A 16,010-nucleotide genomic window follows, 5' to 3' on the forward strand; every position below is an offset into this window, starting at 1 on the left:
GATTAAAGGCCTTGCAATTCAACGCGGTGTTCGTCGCCAACGGCTTTGGCGATATGGCCAATAACAAATGCGCTTTCGCCGGCAGTCCGCAGGATATTGAGCGCTGCATCTTTCTCACCGGCAGGAACGGCGATTACCATGCCTACACCGCAGTTAAATGTGCGATACATTTCGCGGATGTCCACGTTGCCGCCTTTTTGCAGCCACTGGAATACCGGTGGGAAAGCCCAGCTCTTGGTATCAATAACTGCTTTGCAGCCTTCCGGCAGAACGCGTGGGATGTTTTCGGTCAGACCACCACCTGTGATGTGGGCCATAGCGTTAACGCTGGATTCCTTGATCAGCTTCAACACTGATTTCACGTAAATTCGGGTTGGTTCCATCAGGGCGCTAGCCAAAGGCTTGCCACCGCAATCCTGGTTCAGGTCGGCATTGCTAACTTCGATAATTTTTCGAATCAATGAGTAGCCATTGGAGTGAGGGCCGCTAGAGGTGAGGGCGATCAAGGTGTCGCCTTCCTTTACCTTGCTGCCATCAATGATTTCAGATTTTTCCACTACGCCTACGCAGAAACCGGCCAGATCGTAGTCTTCGCCTTCGTACATGCCGGGCATTTCGGCGGTTTCACCGCCTACCAGTGAGCAGCCGGACAGTTCACAGCCATCGCCAATGCCAGCAACTACGGCAGCGGCTACATCAACGTTGAGTTTGCCGGTGGCGTAGTAGTCGAGGAAGAACAGTGGCTCTGCGCCGGTGACTACCAAGTCGTTCACGCACATGGCAACCAGATCTATACCAATGGTGTCATGCTTTTGCAGATTCATTGCGAGGCGCAACTTGGTGCCTACACCGTCAGTACCGGAAACCAGCACCGGTTGGCGATAGCCTTCAGGTATTTCGCACAGGGCAGCAAATCCACCCAGGCCGGCCATTACCTCGGGGCGACGGGTGCGCTTGGCGACGCTTTTGATGCGTTCAACCAAGGCATCGCCCGCGTCTATATCAACGCCTGCATCTTTGTAACTTAAGGATGGAGTGGAGGTTTGGTTTTGGCTCATAAGAAAGGGCTCACAGCTCTGACAGTTGGAGTGGTTTTAAAAAAGGCCGCCATTCTAACAGCTTATGCCGTTGCATGGGGATGCTTGCCCAAAATAGTCTGTGCTGAAATTGTGATTATGCCTTTAAAGGAGTTTGCCGCCTGTTGCAGCAAGCCTGTTACAATGCCGCCAAATCCGTTCAAATCAGGCAAATCAGGGGTTAGCTTTGACGCATTCTCTGGCAGTTCGTTGTTTATTGTTATTGATTCTACCGCTGGCACCTTGGGTAAACGCCGGGCAAAAAGTGGATGTCTATCGTGCCGATGTGCTGGTAAAGAATCAGGGAGAATCCGAGCGCAATACGGCGGCACGGGCCAGTTTTGGTGAGTTGATGGTGCGGGTTAGCGGTCAACGCAACGCGGTGGAGCACCCGATAATCCAGCAGGCACTGCCCAAGGCACAGAACTATCTGTTTGGTTTTACTTATAAATCCACGGCGGAAAAAATAACTGAAGACGGCAAATCCCTACCTGCGCTGGCGTTGCAACTGAACTACGAGCCTCAGGCAATAGAACAATTATTGCGTGAAGCCCAATTGCCCCTGTGGCCCGCCACCCGCCCCAAGTTGCTCGTTTGGTTGGTGTATAAGGATGCAACAGGCTTGCATCAGGTTCCGCAGGTCGTTGATTTGCAGGCGATGAATCGGCAGGCTGCTTATCGTGGTTTGCCGTTGGCATTTCCCAAGTTGGATCTGGAAGACAGTTTGTCCTTAACCGCCGAAGATCTCTGGGCGGTTGATGGAGAAAAAATCAAAGCCGCTTCGTTGCGCTATAAAGCGGATGCAATTCTTGTGGGGCGTTACGCTCCAACAAGCCTGGGACCTATTCCGGTACCAGTGGCGAAAGATCAAGGTGCGGCAACCTCTACTGGACTGGCAACAAGTAGTGAGCCGTCATTGTCTGTCGGTGCGAGTTCGAGTGAAGCTTCGGCAATAGCAGATGGGACCATGGTGCCGCCGCCCGTGCTCGGGCCCTGGCTGGGTGATTGGCAATTGCTTCATGGCGATTATCCCCAAACCTTTACGGATGAAACTCCGGAAGTTGCGGGACTGTTTGCATCGGCCATTGATCGTGCAGCGGATTACTTTGCGAACCAATACGCGATCATCCCCACCAATCAGGGGCCGCAAACTATTGTGTTGCGTGTGGGTAATATCACCAGTTTTGGCGCGTTCAAGCAGGCGCAACGTTATCTGGATGACCTGGCGATGGTACAACGCATGGAAGTTGTCTCGGTGAATGCGGATGGTCTGTTAGTGCGTTTAACCACCGAGGGAGATATCAAATTATTGATGAGTACACTCGCGCTGGGTCGCCGCTTGGCCCCTTTACAATCTGATAGCCTATCTACTGCTGGTGTGCAAGTCGTCGCGGCAGGCGATCCAGCCAGTTCTGTTGTTCAAAGTGATTCCGCTATTGATGCTGACGCTATGGCAGAGTTGGATCAGGCGCTCGCGAATGAACAGGCTGCTAATGCGCAACTTGATGGAGTGGCGGCGATAGAAGCAACGCCCGCTGCTCCGTTTGTGCCGGCTCATGCCGGTACCTTGGATGATCCGTTAATTTACGTTTGGCAAAAATAGAGTTTGGCAGAAGTAGTTATGATTGACTTGCCACAGCAGTTATCCCTTAGCGTCAACTTAAATGATGACGCCACCTTTAAAAATTTTTATGCGCCTGCAGCAACTCACAATGCCATGGTGGTGCAGGGTTTACGCGCGCAATTGGATGCAAGCGGCGAAGCATTTATTTATTTATGGGGCGCGCCGGGTTGCGGGTTGACCCATTTGTTACAAGCGGCTTGTCATCAAGCGCAGGAATCGGGTCTGTCGGCGCAATACCTGCCGTTGCGTGATCTGGTGGGCTACGCCCCGGATGAGTTGTTTGTTGGTCTTGAAGCGCTGGATTTAGTTTGCCTCGATTGCCTGCCCACTGTTGCTGGGCGCCCGGACTGGGAGCTGGCGATTTTTAATTTGTACAATCGTTTGCGTGAGCAGGGAAAGCGTCTGTTAGTGGCGGCGGAGCACAGTCCGCGCGAGTTGGCGATTTCACTGGAAGATTTGCGCTCGCGTTTGCAATGGGGCGTTACTTATCAAGTGCACAGCCTGAGTGATGAAGAAAAGCAGCAGGCCTTGCAATTGCGCGCTCGCGCTCGCGGCCTGGAGTTGAGCGACGACGTGGCGCAATACATCATCCAGCGCTTGCCGCGCGATACCAACGAACTTTTCTGGCAGTTGCAGCGGCTCGATCATGCGTCACTCGCCGAGCAGCGCAAGCTAACCATTCCTTTTGTAAAGAAAGTATTAGCCATTTGATCCCGCCGGGTTTCGCACCCACAATCATTCCCATTCGGATGTCCGCGACAGTTGGTTTCTGTCGTGGTCACCACTTCAGGTTTTTTGCGTAAATCGGAGCGCTCCAACGCTGTTTGCACTTTAGATTACGCCGCGTTTTTCATCGCACCGCTGCGATAAACATAACAATCGTGTTATCAATCTGACGGGTATTGATTAGTCAGTAATGGAGATCCCTATGCTATTTTCCCTCAATCGTTTGACCAGCGTTGTTGCGCTCATTTGTTTTTCCGGCTTTTTAGTGGCCTGCGGCAGCGGCGGTAACGGCAGCTCTGGTAGTGCTGTCAGTGCGACAACTAGCGCGGGCGTCGCAGGGTTAATTAAATTGAATCAAGTGGGTTTTTTACCGGAATCTATGAAGCTTGCGGTAGTACCCGATGTCTCTGAGACCGGCTTTAAAGTGGTTAAAGCGGGCACAACAACTGAAGTATTTAGTGGGCGCTTAGGAATGGGGGTAGTGTGGGATGCCTCAGGTGAACGCGTAAAGCTTGCGGATTTTTCGAGTGTAAAAGCGCCGGGCGATTATCAAATCCACATTGAAGGTCTCGCGGATTCACACGTATTTACCATCGCTGCCGATGCTTATGAGCCATTGCTCGCTGCGAGCATCAAGGCGTTTTATTTCAATCGCGCCAGCGCGGAATTACTGTCGGAACACGCCGGAAAATTTGCGCGCCCACTTGGGCACCCGGATACTCAGGTATTAATTCATCCGTCTGCCGCGAGCGACGCGCGCCCGGCGGGATTTGTGATTACCAGTCCCAAAGGTTGGTATGACGCGGGTGATTACAACAAATACATCGTTAACTCAGGGATTGCCACTTACAGCTTGCTTGCCGCCTACGAGCACTTTCCGGAATTATTTGATGCGCAGAATTTGGTGATTCCCGAGAGTGGTAATTCACTGCCGGATTTGCTCGATGAAGCTCTGTGGAATCTGGAATGGATGCTGAGCATGCAGGATCCCAATGATGGCGGTGTTTATCACAAACTCACCAATAAAAATTTTGATGGCACAGTGATGCCGCACCAGGCAACCAGTGAGCGCTATGTGGTGCAAAAGACAACAGCAGCCGCATTGGATTTTGCCGCCGTAATGGCGACTGCCAGCCGTGTATTTGCGCAGTATGAAAATCAACTGCCGGGAATGTCAGCGAAAATGTTGGCGGCGGCTGAGTCGGCCTGGGCATGGGCAAATGCAAACCCTGCAATTACCTACCAACAGCCGAGCGATGTGAAAACCGGTGAATATGGCGATAAAAATCTCGCAGATGAATTTGCTTGGGCAGCGTCCGAGTTGTATGTCACAACTAAAAACGATGTTTTCTATAGCGCGTTTAAACCAAGTGAAACCCAGATTACCGTACCGTCATGGGGCGATGTTCGCGGTCTTGCCTGGGTTTCTCTGGCGCACCATCGCGACCATTTAACGACCGTTGCGGATCAGGCGTTGATTGCCAAGCGCATTGAGTCACTTGCGGCAAGCTTGCACACGGCATGGTCGGTATCGCCGTATAAAACCAGTATGCAAAAAGGAAATTTTGTGTGGGGTAGTAATTCCGGTGCTTTGAATCAGGCGCTGATGTTGGTACAGGCCTATCGCTTGACCGGCAAGCGCGAGTATCTGGATGTTGCGCAATCGCAACTGGATTATGTACTCGGGCGCAATGCAACAGACACTTCATTTGTCACGGGTTTCGGCGAAAGGTCGACTTTGCATCCACATCATCGCCCTTCAGAGGCCGATGAAATTGCAGAACCAATTCCGGGTTTTATTGCGGGTGGCCCACAGCCCGGGCAGCAGGATAAATCCGGATGCAATGCTACATATCCATCTAACCTGGCCGCGAAATCCTATCTGGATAATTACTGCAGCTACGCGAGTAATGAAATTGCTATTAACTGGAATGCGCCCCTTGTGTATGTAACTGCTGCGGTGCAAGCGTTAACGCCAAAGTAAAAATGCCGTTTTAAGTTCCTTTAAGCCGTTAATCCTACAATCGCCAGCAACGTGCTGGCGTTTTTATTTCTGTGATGTTTAGGGTGTTTTTGCCGTGTCGGGCGGCGCATGATGGTCATTCGTAAAATCTCGTAACAGTTGCATTAAAAATCGCGTAACGGTTGTTTTTGGACGAGGAGTGGAACATGCAAATCTGTGTAAAAATAATAATTTTAATTGCCAGTAGTTTGATGTTGTTGTGCTGCGGCGGTGGGGGTGGTGGTAATAAGCCATCTTCCTCATCGATTGCCTCTTCAATCGTTGTTTCATCACCTACATCGAATAATTCTGCGGCGAGCTCATCCCAAAGCAATGTGGTTTCCGGTCTGGCTAATCGACCTGGAAACAAAACCTGTATGGCACCAGTGCCGATTGTTTCTGGTTCCACCACTATTAGTTGGTCCGCGATATTTCCATCGCTACCAAATATCGTGCAAGCCACCAATCTAATTCAATCGCCCGATGACAATAGTGTTTGGTATGCGCTGCGCCAGTCCGGCATTGTGGTGCGTTTTCCTAATCAGTCATCTGCAAACACGTTAACAACTGTGTTGGATATTGAGGATCGTGTTGACTTTAACGATAGTGAAACAGGTCTTTTGGGGATTGCATTTCATCCGCAGTTTGCCAGCAATCGCTATGTGTATTTTTATTATATGGGACGTAACCAAAGTAATGGGTTGGAATCACGTGTGGCGCGTTATCGATTTTTAGCCAATGGGGATATTGATAAAAATAGCGAATTCATTTTATTGCGTTTTGATCAGCCATTTTCCAATCACAATGGAGGTCAACTCGCGTTTGGTAAAGATGGATTTTTGTATATCAGCGCCGGTGACGGCGGTAGTGGCGGCGATCCGCAACAAAATGGCCAAAATAAAAATAATTTGCTGGGGAAAATTCTACGTATAGATGTTGATTCATCGAGCGCCGAGAAAAATTATGGCATACCGGGAGATAATCCATTTGCCAGTGGTGGCGGGTCACCAGAAATTTGGGCGTATGGTTTACGCAATCCCTGGCGATTTAGTTTTGATAAGGAAACTGGTGAACTATGGGCGGGTGATGTCGGGCAGGGCGCTTGGGAAGAAGTTAATGTAATTACGCGCGGTGGTAATTACGGTTGGGGTGATATGGAAGGCGATACGTGCTACAGCGGCAGACCTAATTGCTCTACCACCAATAAAATTCGGCCGGTGTTATCGATTAGCCACAACACGGGTGTGTGTTCGATCATTGGTGGTTTCGTGTATCGTGGCAGCCAATATCCAGCGGCATATGGAAAATATTTCTATACCGATTTTTGCATCAACACCATGCAGTCCATTACGCGCACTGGTGAAAATGTCAATGTGGCGAGCCATGGTGATGTGCCGGTGGATATAGTGTCCTTTGCGCAGGACAATCAAGGCGAACTCTATGCGATTGGGCAGCGCGGTGCCGGCTCGCAGATTGTAAAATTGCAAGCAACCGGAGGCAGTTTAATTCCAGGAACTATGGCGCAACGTTTGTCGGCCACAGGCTGTGTCGATGCAGCTAATCCACGTTTGCCATCAACTGCAATGATTCCCTACAACGTAGAAACCCAACTCTGGTCCGACTCAGCCACCAAAGAGCGCTATCTGGCGCTGCCGGATAATACCAAAATTGATTTGGCGAGTGACGGCGATTTTTTATTTCCGGTGGGAAGTGTATTGTTGAAACATTTCAAGCTTGGCGATAAATATATTGAGACACGCTTGTTTGCGCGCGGCCAATTGGGGTGGCAGGGTTTCAGCTATGAATGGCGCGATGATCAAACAGACGCAACGCTGTTAGCAGATGGCAAAGAAAAAACCATCGACACTATTTTGTGGCAATATCCCAGCCCTGCGCAGTGTCTGGTGTGTCACACCCAAGCCGCCAATTTTTCACTGGGCTTGGAAACCCTGCAGCTAAATGCGAGCATGAATTATTCCGGCATTAGTGCAAATCAATTGGATACCCTCGCTCATATCCAATTGTTCTCTTCAGCAATGACTACTACCCAAAAAGCGCAAAAATTATTTCCGCTAGATCACCCGAGTGCAACACTTGCACAGCGTGCACGTTCCTATTTGCACAGCAACTGCAGTGGGTGTCATCGCCCAGCGGGCGTATCTTCGGTAAATTTGGATCTTCGTTTTTCTTCGACATTAACTGCAATGAATGCCTGCGATGCTCGCCCCATGGTAGAAGACCTGGGTATTGCGAATGCGCGGCTGATTGCACCCGGTGAGCCTGCGCGATCAGTATTGCTGGCGCGGATGAAAGTGCGCAACGGCAACCAAATGCCAACACTGGGTACGCATTTGGTTGACGAGGCGGCGGTGCAGGTGGTGAGTGATTGGATTTCTGGTTTAACGGGATGTGAGTAATGATAGCGTGAGTACCAATCGATCAAGCTACGACAGGTTTATTAGCACTGTCGTAGCGGTGCAGAAAATCAAGGCGCTACACACTCAAAACATTTCACATAAATACCGCGCGGGTCATTCAGGCTTTGAATTTCCTGTAGCGGTTTTAGTGTGGGTGCCAGGTCGTTCAACACGCTGAGTGACGCAAATTTTTCCAGTAGCGCTTTAGGTGCGAGTGCACTGGCTTGTCCTTCGGTGAGTGAGCGTAGGAACTCCTCTTTGGGAGACAGTGGGCGTTTTACAAATTCCACTTTGTAAGTGTCGAGTTTTGCATCTTGGGCAATCGCTGCGATTACATCCTTCAGGGTCCCCAGTTCATCGACCAAACCAATTTCTTTCGCTTTGGTTCCGGTCCAAACATGGCCTTGTGCAATCTCGTGAATTGCACTTTTTTCTTGTTTGCGAGTATCGGCAACCAGCGTAATAAAGCGCTGGTAAATACTATCCACACTTTGCTGCACAATTTTGCCGGCTTTTTCTGAGAGTGGGCGATCCAGGCGCATGCTGCCGGCCAATTCCGTGGTTCCTACACCATCGGTATTAATGCCGATTTTTTTGAGTGAATTTTCCAGGGTAGGAAATGCGCCGAATACGCCGATTGAACCGGTAATGGTGGTGGGTTGTGCCCAGATTTTATCGCCCGCAGTGGAGATCCAGTAACCGCCAGACGCAGCCACGCTGCCCATGGAAATATAAATGGGGATTTTTTTCGCGCGCAATTTAATAATTTCAGTGCGGATCACTTCCGATGCAAAGGCACTGCCGCCGCCTGAGTCTACACGAATGACCAGCGCTTTTACGTCACTGTCATCTTTTACTTGCTGTAGCAACTCCACCATGCTGTCGCTGCCAATCGAACCATCGGGTTGATGCCCATCCACAATGGAGCCCACGGCGGTGATAACGGCGACTTTATTTTTTTCCACCGTTGGGTGTTTGCGAATATCGGCGAGGTATGATTTAACACCCACGCCGTTATACCAATTGCCTTCGCTGCTTTTTCCAACCGTATCAATCAGCATTTGATCGGTGTCCTGACGCGATTGAATTTTATCGACCAGAGCTTTTTCAATTGCCAGCTTGGCACTATCGCCTTCAGTAAGTGCCATGTGTGCATCCAGATTGTTCACGTAATCGTTGATGCTACCGGGCGGTAACTGGCGACGCTGTTCTACGTTGTTAGTGTAGGTGGCCCATAGTTCACTAATCCATTGTTCGTTGTGTTCGCGTGACTCGGCGGACATGTCATCGCGCAAATAGGGTTCCAGGTAATCTTTGTATTTGCCGGAACGAAACGCGTGAATAGTAACGCCGAGTTTATCCAATGCGGTTTTGTAGTAATTCATGTAGCGGCCGTAACCGGTGATTTCCACTACACCCATATCGTGCAGATAAATTTCGTCGGCAAAACTGGCGAGGTAATACTGTTCTTGCGAGTAGTTGTCGCTTACGGAGAGGATTTTTTTGCCTGATTGTTTGAAATTTTCCAGCGCCTGGCCAATTTCATTCATCTTACTGAGACCACCGCCAAGCAATTTGCCGGGTTCTAATACCAGGTGAGTCACGCGCTTGTCATTCGCGCCTTTGTTAATAGCTTCTACCAGCTCGCTGACAACGGTTTCGTTTTCGTCGGGATTTTCATCGGAGAGCAACAAGCTGGTGGGGTCGATATAGCTGCGTTGATCAACCAATACTCCGGTTGGCGCAATGCGTAACGCAAAATTTTCGGGGAGTGGGTGTGGGGCATTAGCGCCGATGGCCGCGAGCAAAATTAAAATAATGATGATGAACAGTAGATTGGCGAGGGTATTTCTCACCCAGGTTAACGCGCCACCCAAATAACCCATAAAGCGCCAGAAGCCGATCGGTTCCTTTGGTTTTATCGGAGCTGCTTTTGCCGGGGAGGTGGGTGCTGCGGCAGCGGGTTGTGGTGCTGGCTTTGACAATTCAGGTGGTTCGTAGTAATTGACTGACACGATAGATTCCTTGAATTAACGGTGGCTGCTTTCTGCGGCAGACGTGTGAGTGGATGGGTTGGGATTGGATTGATCGGTGCCTGCATGTTGATTGATAGATTGTTTGGTGAATAAATAATAGTTCCAGTATTGCAGCCAGCGGCTGGTCATCATGGCGCCAATAAACAAGGCGCAGGTTAACAACGTGATTAGCCAATAAGCGAACGTCCAGCTACTCATGAGAAGCGGGATAATTCCAACAAAATACATGAGTGATACAAAACACAACCAGCTGTAAGTGCGGTGGGTTGGTTTACGCAGCAGCGGAATAAAAATCAGTAATGGAAACATTTGAAATAACCAAAACACCAAATTGCGTTTTTCGCTGGTGATGTTGAGCAGGGTAAAAATAATTAATAATCCCCCAAAGCTGAGCAGCGTGATTAATTTTCCGGTGCGCAATTTCTTTTCCAATACCAGTGCATCCGCATCGGTAATAATAATTTCTTTTTTACGTTTTCCAGTTTCGGTTTCTGGTGTTTGTTCCGGTTGAGTCATGAATTTGCCTTATGGTTGCTGGCTTTATGGTTTACAGCCCGACGGTTCCTGTGCTGAATCAGTTTCAAAGTTGCAGTTTGAGGGCAAGTGTTGCGACGCGCTTGCCCAATGCCTGGCATAAATCAATTTCATCGTCACTGAGTTTGGTTGGCGTATCACCGTGAGCAAAATGCGATGCCCCGTAAGGGCTACCGCCCGTGCGGGTGCTGTTTAAGCCGGGTTCGCTGTAGGGAATGCCGGTAATCACCATACCTTGATGGAGAAGCGGCAACATCATTGAAAGCAACGTTGATTCTTGCCCGCCGTGCAAGGTAGAAGTTGATGTAAATACTGCCGCCGGTTTATTAATTAAATCGCCATTTAACCAATGGCTGCTGGTGCCATCGAGAAAATATTTCATGGGTGCGGCCATATTGCCAAAGCGGGTAGGGCTGCCGAGGACTAAACCGGCACAATGTTTTAAATCTTCGGTAGTGCAATAAACCGCGCCGCTGGCAGGAATTGCCGGTTCGCTGGCTTCCGTCGTTGGGGAAACCGCAGGTACAGTCCGCAAACGCGCTTCAATACCACTAACCTGCTCAACACCGCGCGCAATTTGTTTCGCCATTTCCAGGGTGGAGCCATTACGGCTGTAATACAGCACCAATACATAGGCAGACATGAAATTACCTCCGTTTACAGTATGGTCAAAATATTTTCCGGCGGACGGCCAATGGCGGCTTTGTCGCCCTGAACGCCAATGGGGCGCTCAATTAATTTTGGATTTTCTACCATCGCCTTAATCAGCGCGGCTTCGCTGAGCTTCTCATCGGCCAGATTTAATTCTTTGTAGGCATCTTCGCCTTTACGTAATAAATCGCGCGCACTCATGCCCAGTTTTGCCAGTAATGCCTTGAGCGTTTTGGCGCTGGGTGGTGTTTCCAGGTAGAGAATTACCTCTGGTTCTACACCCTTGGCGCGCAGCAAGCTCAAGGCGTCGCGCGATTTTGAACAGCGCGGGTTGTGATAGAGTGTGATCATTTTTAGCGTCCGTAGGGGAATGTCGCCGATTATAGCGGCTGGGTTCCCGTTTAGGTTTAAGGATTTGTTGATATGCCCTGGTTGAATACATTTTGGAACAGTGTGAGGAAACATTATCGCTGGCTGCTAGGGTTTCTGTGTTTAATGGTTCGCCAATATCAGGTGAAATCCTGTCAAAAGAGCGCTGCGTCGCTCACCTATATGACACTCTTTGCGACTGTCCCGATGATGACGGTGACTTACTCCATGTTTTCCATCATCCCCGCATTCCAGAATCTGGGTGATCAACTTCAATCCTTATTGTTTGATCACTTTCTGCCTAATAGCGAACAGGATCTGGGTAAATACTTGCAGGATTTCTCTAGCCAGGCGCGTCAGCTTACGGCATTTGGTCTGGCTTTTTTGTTGGTATCGGCCTATTTGATGCTCAAAAACATTGAGCAGAACTTTAATAGCATTTGGGGTGTGGCGCGCGGCCGGCGCGGCGTGGCTAACTTTTTACTCTATTGGGCGATCCTGAGTTTAGGGCCACTATTGCTTGGTGTCGCCCTGGCGATGAGTACCTATCTTGCGTCCTTCCGCTTGTTGGTTGGCACTTATGACAGCTTGGGGGTTGTAGAAACCGTGTTACAGCTAGCGCCATGGTTATTGACCTGGGCGGCGTTTACCCTGCTATTTGTCGCCGTGCCCAATTGCAAAGTGCCGGTGAGGCATGCGCTGGTGGGTGGCTTTTTTACGACCCTGGGGTTCCAGGGTTTAAAAGCAGCGTTTGGCTGGATCGTCAGCCATTCTTCGTTCACATTGGTTTATGGCGCGTTTGCAGCCGTACCACTGTTTTTGCTTTGGGTGAACCTGATTTGGACGGTTATTCTGGGTGGCGCTGTATTTGTGCATACGATCAATGCCCACCAGATAGGCCTACGCGACCGTAATTACCCTGATCTGCTCGCGAGTTTGATGATCCTCTGGCGCTGCTATCAGGCGTCGCGCGAGGGTAACGCAGTTCCTGAGCGAGCCCTCCTGCGCCAAGGGTTGTCGGCGGAAAAGTGGTTGCGAATCAGTGAGGCGCTGGTCAAGCACCACGTGTTGACTACCAACTATCAGGGTGACTATTTGCTCTGCCATGACCTGAAAAACCTGCGTTTGGTCGACCTGGCGGAGATACTGGATGTACCGCGCCAACTGCCGCGCGAGCACGAATCCCTTGCGGATTTGCCTTGGGGCAGAGAGGCGTTGGAGCAATTGGGGGCAGTGGACAGGTTTACGCAGGAGCACTTGGGTAGATCGGTGGAGTCACTTTTCTGTACATCTGACGGCAACAAAGATCTGCAAAAATAAGAGAGATAAAAATATTTCTGCACAGAAAAAACCCTGTCTATACTCTCGATAACAACCTGATTTTGCCCCTTACACTTTAAGAAGACCTGTTTTAACTATGGCAATTCCTCTGTTGATTTGTGATGACTCTATGATGGCGCGGAAGCAAGTCGCGCGTTCTTTACCGGAAGGGCTGGAGGTAGATATTACTTTTGCCACCAACGGCGCAGAGGGTATTCAAGCAATTCGCGACGGTAAGGGTGAGATGGTGTTTCTGGACCTGACCATGCCAGAAATGGATGGTTATCAGGTTTTGGAAGCGGTGAAAAATGAAGGGCTGGACGCGATGATTATCGTAATCTCTGGTGATATTCAACCGACCGCCCATGCCCGCGTTACCCAGTTGGGCGCGCTGGATTTTATCCAGAAGCCGGTCAATCCCGATAAGTTGGCAGATACCCTCAAGCGATTTGGCATCATTTGATTCTGGTGTTTTGCGTGTTCTGCCGTTAGATTGCCGCCAGTTTGTTAATCACTGAGCTGGCGTTTATTCATGATCTCTTCCTCCCTTTCACTGTCCCGTTTTGGCCAAAAGCTGTGTACCGACGCTGGCATAGTCACCCTGATGGATGACTTGGGCGATGCTCTGCGCGTTAACCCAAATATGATTTTTATGGGGGGTGGCAACCCAGCGCGTATTCCCGCTATGGAGCAGGCATTTGAAGCGGCCCTGCGCGAAACTCTGAATAACGAAAAAGATGCGCATCAACTACTAGGTGTGTACCAGCCGCCGCAAGGTGATGCAGAATTATTGGATGCGATTGCAGAGTTATTGCAGAGTGAATACGGCTGGCCGATCTCGCGTGCGAATATTGCTTTATCCAACGGTAGCCAATCGGCATTTTTTGTGTTGTTTAATTTGCTGGCGGGTGCATACCCTGACGGTAGCAAGAAACAAATTCAATTGCCCTTAACGCCGGAATATTTGGGTTACAGCGATTTGGGCATCGATGCAGATTTTTTTACTGCGACTCGCCCGAGTATTGAATTATTGCCCAACGGCTTTTTTAAATACCATGTGGATTTTGCGCAATTAAAAATTACCGAAAATACCGGCGCTCTCTGCGTCTCTCGCCCCACTAATCCCACTGGCAATGTCATTAGCGATGATGAATTATTAAAATTGGATGAGCTGGCGCGAGCGCATCGTGTTCCGTTTATCGTGGACGGTGCTTATGGGACCCCATTTCCAAATATTTTATTCGCCAATGCCACGCCGCACTGGAATGACAATACGATTCTGGTTTTGAGTCTTTCTAAATTGGGGTTGCCCGGTGCGCGCACCGGCATTGTGATAGCCAGCCCGGAAATGATTAATGCGTTTGCCAAAGCCAACACCATTCTCAGTTTGGCGACGGGTAATTTTGGCCCGGCACTCGCTAAACATTTATTGGCGGACGGAAAAATTTTGCAACTGAGTCGCGAAGTCGTAGCGCCGTTTTATCGCGCGCGTATGGAGCATGCGGTAGCAACGTTTAAACATCACCTCGGCGATTTGCCCTGTTTAATTCACAAACCGGAAGGTGCTATTTTTTTGTGGCTTTGGTGTAAGGATTTACCAATATCGAGTGAGGAACTTTATCAACGGCTAAAAGCGCGTGGGGTATTGGTGGTGTCTGGCCATCACTTTTTTCCGGGGCTGGAAGAGGACTGGCAGCACAAACACGAATGTATTCGCGTGACCTATTGCCAGGATCCTAAAGTCGTGGAGCAGGGTGCGAAAATTATTGCCGATGAGTTAAGTTTAATTTATCGCGTGTAATAGCCAATCTTTTTTGTTGTACTTAAGTAATCCCCTCAAAAGAAAAAACCCGGAAAGCCAACTGGCTTTCCGGGTAAAGATCGCATCCGTGTTGCGTTCCAAGTTCCTGAGTTTACAGCCCGTTTCCGTTAATCCAGACGTTGCCAATTCGCCCGTTTGCGGTTGGCATTCTTACACTGGTATATCCCGCTTTTTCGGCGATGGTCATTAATACGTTGCTGTGATTTACCCCGCCTTGGGTCGCCACCTGGTCGCCCCAGCGTTTACCTGGTTCCCCCAGTGGGCGCAGATCTACGGAGCGCCCGGTGATCAGGCCAGCATTTTTTCCACCTGCCAACAGCATCGGAATACGGTGATGGTTGTGGTAGTTGCCGTGTCCAAGGTCAGAGACGGTGCAGATGATGGTGTTATCTAGCAAGCTGCCGTTGACATCCGGTGTTGCGGCAAGCTTTTGGATAAACTGCCGGATTTGCCCCATCCACCAAACTTTACTGGTGGTGTGGGCGGCAGCGTCTTGATGCGACAAGTCATGGTCGCCAGTACTGGTACCCGGTACCACTATTGGCGATACCGGAACTCCGTACATAAAGGCGATACTGCGGGTAATACCACACGACAGGGTCGCAACGGTTATGTCCTGTTGAATCGCCGAGATGTTGGCCAGTACCTGGGTCGCCCAGAGAGCTTGTTCCTCGCCGCCGATGACGGCATCCACGCGCGGTTTAATGCTGGTTCCAACGTCCAGACAGCCGGACATTGAGGCCGCATTCAGTTTTTGCTCAAGCACATCCAACGCCGCTACGTGTTGCTCCAAACGATCCCGCTCGATGCTACCGAGTGCGGTACTCAAGCGCGTTAAATCTTCACGCGCTCTTGCCAGTACCTGGATTTGGTTGGGGTCTACGCCAGCCGCTGCCGCACCAAATAGCTGTGGGTAGAGGATTCGGGGGTCATCTACCGGATGCAAGCTGGTGCCGTTGTCGTAACTGACGCGTTTTGAGGTATCGCTACCCCATTTGGTGCCAACGCCCATTTGCAGGGATGGGCGTGAAACGCCCGACGTCGCGCGGTTGGCCCAATCTTCTTTGCCCATTTGCACCTCAATGGATGAGGCGCCCGACGCTGAGGTGGCTACGCCTGTCAGGCATTTAAGCGCACCTCCTTCGTGGGTGTTGGCGGTTCCCTCGTAACCAATACCGTCCAGGAACAGTAGATGCTGGGCCACGGGTTGAAGCGGCGCGGTCATGGCCGGGAAACTAGCACCGGCTAGCGACCCGGCGCGAGGGAAAAATACATCGGGTACGCAACCATTGGGGTGGTAGATAAACAGTGTGCGCGTGCGTTGAACTTCTGCGGCCATGGCTGAGCGGGCGAGCATGGTCGCCAGCGGGGTCATCGCCGTCACAGACCCAGCCGCTATGGCTTTGATTAATGAACGTCTTTTCATGATGACT

The 16,010-nt window shown here is 50.3% G+C and carries 13 protein-coding genes; 7 read left to right on the plus strand and 6 right to left on the minus strand.

Annotated features, from left to right (window positions below; translation table 11 throughout):
• Window positions 1-2: 2 nt before the first annotated feature.
• Window positions 3-1,058 carry a phosphoribosylformylglycinamidine cyclo-ligase gene (purM, locus tag D0C16_RS00835; protein ID WP_151030582.1) on the minus strand — a complete coding sequence of 352 codons (1,056 nt, stop codon included), beginning with the start codon at window positions 1,056-1,058 and terminating at the stop codon, window positions 3-5.
• Between the two features lie 205 nt (window positions 1,059-1,263).
• Here purM and D0C16_RS00840 point away from each other — a divergent pair, with 205 nt between their 5' ends.
• The 4 genes from D0C16_RS00840 to D0C16_RS00855 all read left to right on the plus strand — a co-directional run bounded on the left by D0C16_RS00840 (window position 1,264) and on the right by D0C16_RS00855 (window position 7,845).
• A complete protein-coding gene (locus D0C16_RS00840; RefSeq protein WP_191968622.1) occupies window positions 1,264-2,679 on the plus strand; it encodes a DUF2066 domain-containing protein in 1,416 nt (471 codons plus the stop codon).
• 18 nt (window positions 2,680-2,697) lie between these two features.
• Complete coding sequence (hda, locus tag D0C16_RS00845) at window positions 2,698-3,411, plus strand: DnaA regulatory inactivator Hda (RefSeq protein ID WP_151030584.1); 714 nt, start codon at window positions 2,698-2,700, stop codon at window positions 3,409-3,411.
• A 217-nt stretch (window positions 3,412-3,628) separates the two neighbouring features.
• A complete protein-coding gene (locus D0C16_RS00850; protein WP_191968623.1) occupies window positions 3,629-5,410 on the plus strand; it encodes a glycoside hydrolase family 9 protein in 1,782 nt (593 codons plus the stop codon).
• 185 nt (window positions 5,411-5,595) lie between these two features.
• Window positions 5,596-7,845, plus strand: a complete 2,250-nt coding sequence (locus D0C16_RS00855) for a PQQ-dependent sugar dehydrogenase (protein WP_151030586.1) — start codon at window positions 5,596-5,598, stop codon at window positions 7,843-7,845.
• A 68-nt stretch (window positions 7,846-7,913) separates the two neighbouring features.
• Here D0C16_RS00855 and sppA read toward each other — a convergent pair whose 3' ends face one another.
• The 4 genes from sppA to arsC form a co-directional block, all read right to left on the minus strand.
• Window positions 7,914-9,860: a signal peptide peptidase SppA gene (gene sppA / locus D0C16_RS00860; RefSeq protein WP_225318852.1), complete on the minus strand. Its 1,947-nt coding sequence runs from the start codon at window positions 9,858-9,860 to the stop codon at window positions 7,914-7,916.
• A gap of 15 nt (window positions 9,861-9,875) precedes the next feature.
• Window positions 9,876-10,397, minus strand: coding sequence for a DUF2069 domain-containing protein (locus D0C16_RS00865; RefSeq protein WP_151030587.1), 522 nt, complete (start codon window positions 10,395-10,397; stop codon window positions 9,876-9,878).
• A 64-nt stretch (window positions 10,398-10,461) separates the two neighbouring features.
• The gene (wrbA, locus tag D0C16_RS00870) at window positions 10,462-11,058 is read right to left on the minus strand and encodes an NAD(P)H:quinone oxidoreductase (protein ID WP_151030588.1); all 597 of its coding nucleotides are present in this window, start codon (window positions 11,056-11,058) and stop codon (window positions 10,462-10,464) included.
• Between the two features lie 14 nt (window positions 11,059-11,072).
• The gene (gene arsC / locus D0C16_RS00875; protein WP_151030589.1) at window positions 11,073-11,417 is read right to left on the minus strand and encodes an arsenate reductase (glutaredoxin); all 345 of its coding nucleotides are present in this window, start codon (window positions 11,415-11,417) and stop codon (window positions 11,073-11,075) included.
• A 72-nt stretch (window positions 11,418-11,489) separates the two neighbouring features.
• Between arsC and D0C16_RS00880 the strand changes: the two genes are divergently transcribed.
• The 3 genes from D0C16_RS00880 (at window position 11,490) to D0C16_RS00890 (ending at window position 14,556) form a co-directional block, all read left to right on the plus strand.
• On the plus strand, window positions 11,490-12,755 hold the full coding sequence (locus D0C16_RS00880) for a YihY family inner membrane protein (protein WP_151030590.1): 1,266 nt from the start codon (window positions 11,490-11,492) through the stop codon (window positions 12,753-12,755).
• A gap of 97 nt (window positions 12,756-12,852) precedes the next feature.
• Window positions 12,853-13,218, plus strand: coding sequence for a response regulator (locus D0C16_RS00885; protein WP_151030591.1), 366 nt, complete (start codon window positions 12,853-12,855; stop codon window positions 13,216-13,218).
• A gap of 69 nt (window positions 13,219-13,287) precedes the next feature.
• Window positions 13,288-14,556 (plus strand): valine--pyruvate transaminase, encoded by a 1,269-nt coding sequence (locus D0C16_RS00890; protein ID WP_151030592.1) that lies wholly within the window; start codon window positions 13,288-13,290, stop codon window positions 14,554-14,556.
• A 112-nt stretch (window positions 14,557-14,668) separates the two neighbouring features.
• On the opposite strand, the gene D0C16_RS00895 is transcribed toward D0C16_RS00890, so the two are convergent.
• Window positions 14,669-16,003, minus strand: a complete 1,335-nt coding sequence (locus tag D0C16_RS00895; protein WP_151030593.1) for a DUF1552 domain-containing protein — start codon at window positions 16,001-16,003, stop codon at window positions 14,669-14,671.
• Between the last annotated feature and the right edge of the window lie 7 nt (window positions 16,004-16,010).

The organism is Cellvibrio sp. KY-GH-1, from assembly GCF_008806975.1.
Classification (GTDB): Bacteria; Pseudomonadota; Gammaproteobacteria; order Pseudomonadales; family Cellvibrionaceae; genus Cellvibrio.

Excerpts from the sequence above, each read along its gene's own strand:
- hda (WP_151030584.1), top strand. The coding sequence starts at position 2,698 with ATGATTGACTTGCCACAGCAGTTATCCCTTAGCGTCAACTTAAATGAT.
- D0C16_RS00855 (WP_151030586.1), top strand. The coding sequence starts at position 5,596 with ATGCAAATCTGTGTAAAAATAATAATTTTAATTGCCAGTAGTTTGATG.
- D0C16_RS00890 (WP_151030592.1), top strand. The coding sequence starts at position 13,288 with ATGATCTCTTCCTCCCTTTCACTGTCCCGTTTTGGCCAAAAGCTGTGT.
- D0C16_RS00895 (WP_151030593.1), bottom strand. The coding sequence starts at position 16,003 with ATGAAAAGACGTTCATTAATCAAAGCCATAGCGGCTGGGTCTGTGACG.
- D0C16_RS00850 (WP_191968623.1), top strand. The coding sequence starts at position 3,629 with ATGCTATTTTCCCTCAATCGTTTGACCAGCGTTGTTGCGCTCATTTGT.
- D0C16_RS00885 (WP_151030591.1), top strand. The coding sequence starts at position 12,853 with ATGGCAATTCCTCTGTTGATTTGTGATGACTCTATGATGGCGCGGAAG.
- purM (WP_151030582.1), bottom strand. The coding sequence starts at position 1,058 with ATGAGCCAAAACCAAACCTCCACTCCATCCTTAAGTTACAAAGATGCA.
- arsC (WP_151030589.1), bottom strand. The coding sequence starts at position 11,417 with ATGATCACACTCTATCACAACCCGCGCTGTTCAAAATCGCGCGACGCC.
- D0C16_RS00865 (WP_151030587.1), bottom strand. The coding sequence starts at position 10,397 with ATGACTCAACCGGAACAAACACCAGAAACCGAAACTGGAAAACGTAAA.
- wrbA (WP_151030588.1), bottom strand. The coding sequence starts at position 11,058 with ATGTCTGCCTATGTATTGGTGCTGTATTACAGCCGTAATGGCTCCACC.
- D0C16_RS00880 (WP_151030590.1), top strand. The coding sequence starts at position 11,490 with ATGCCCTGGTTGAATACATTTTGGAACAGTGTGAGGAAACATTATCGC.